Annotated in this window: 1 protein-coding gene; it reads left to right on the top strand. The window is 62.3% G+C overall.

Annotation, left to right across the window (positions count from 1 at the left end):
• Positions 1-389: 389 nt before the first annotated feature.
• A complete protein-coding gene (locus tag ROI90_RS21075) occupies positions 390-1,199 on the top strand; it encodes a helix-turn-helix domain-containing protein (RefSeq protein ID WP_316000259.1) in 810 nt (269 codons plus the stop codon).
• Positions 1,200-1,235 lie beyond the last annotated feature (36 nt).

The raw sequence follows: 1,235 nt of genomic DNA, 5'->3' as shown, positions 1-1,235 counted from the left end.
GGGGTGCCAAGAGCCAGTTCCACGAAGTCCTCAGCGGAGACGGCCTGTTGATGGCCGATGTACATGCGCATAGACGTTCTCCTGAGTCGATGGGGCAGGGAGATGTCCGACAGCGGGCGACCTTGCTGGGGAGTCCCGCCGGTCGGACACATGCACGATCAAGGCGATACGGAATCCGGGGTTCCCGGAGCCCACCTTGAGGAACATTTATTACGTGTTCCTCATCTTGCAGAGAGGGATTCGCCCCGTCAAGCCCTTCGGCTGTTTGAGTCCTGCGAGCCCCTCGCGCTCGATGTACCTACAGACTGGCGTCGGCAACGGCGACGTTCGACTTCGCGGATGTACGACTTGGGTCGCTCTTGGTTACCGTGAAGTCGTACTTGGCTACCGTGAAGTCGTACCAAGTCGTCCCAGCAAGGCGGAGGTTGGACGTGGCTAACGAGCGACTGCGCGGCGCGATAGTGGACTTGGGTCTGACGCTCGATGAGGTCGCCCAACGACTTGGGGTCGCGTCCAAGACGGTCGAACGATGGATCAACGAGCCTGAGCGCAAGCCATATCGCCGCTTCCAGTTCGCAACGGCCTCGCTGTTGAAGTGCGAAGTGTCGTACCTGTGGCCGGACGAACGCACATCAGCTGAGGTCGCGGCCGCTGGCAACGCGGAGTTGGTCAGGCTCTATCCACACCGTTCCGTCGTGATGCAAACCCTCTGGACGAACCTCTACTCCAAGGCGACCCGTCAGTTTGACCTGTTGGTGTACTCCGGGTTCTGGCTCACGGAGGATGCGACGTTCCACCGCATCGTGAAGGAGAAGTCAGCCGACGGAGTGCCCATCCGCTTCATCCTGGGAGAGCCCACGTCGCAGGCCGTCGCGGTGCGCGGTGAGGATGAAGGGATCGGCGCAGCGATGGCGGGCAAGATCCGGAACGCTCTCATCAACTACGGCCCGCTCTTCGGCCTCCCTGGAGTGGAGTTCCGGCTGCACGGTACGACCCTCTACAACTCGATCTATCGGGCCGATGACGAGATGCTGGCGAACGGGCACCTCTACGGCGTCGGCGCCTACATGGCCCCCGTGCTGCACCTGCGACGCGTGCCCGGCGGTGAGCTCTTCGACGCCTACGCTGAGAGCGTTGAGAAGGTCTGGGAATCGGCCCGCCCGATCTCGTCACCTGCCGATTGGGAAGGCACTACCTGATGAGCCGCATCGACTACTTCCGCGACCCGAACGCCC

The organism is Hymenobacter endophyticus (assembly GCF_032464715.1).
Lineage (GTDB): Bacteria > Bacteroidota > Bacteroidia > Cytophagales > Hymenobacteraceae > Hymenobacter > Hymenobacter endophyticus.
The sequence above is the reverse complement of the archived record's forward strand: the minus strand, read 5'-3'. Positions and strand labels throughout refer to the sequence as shown.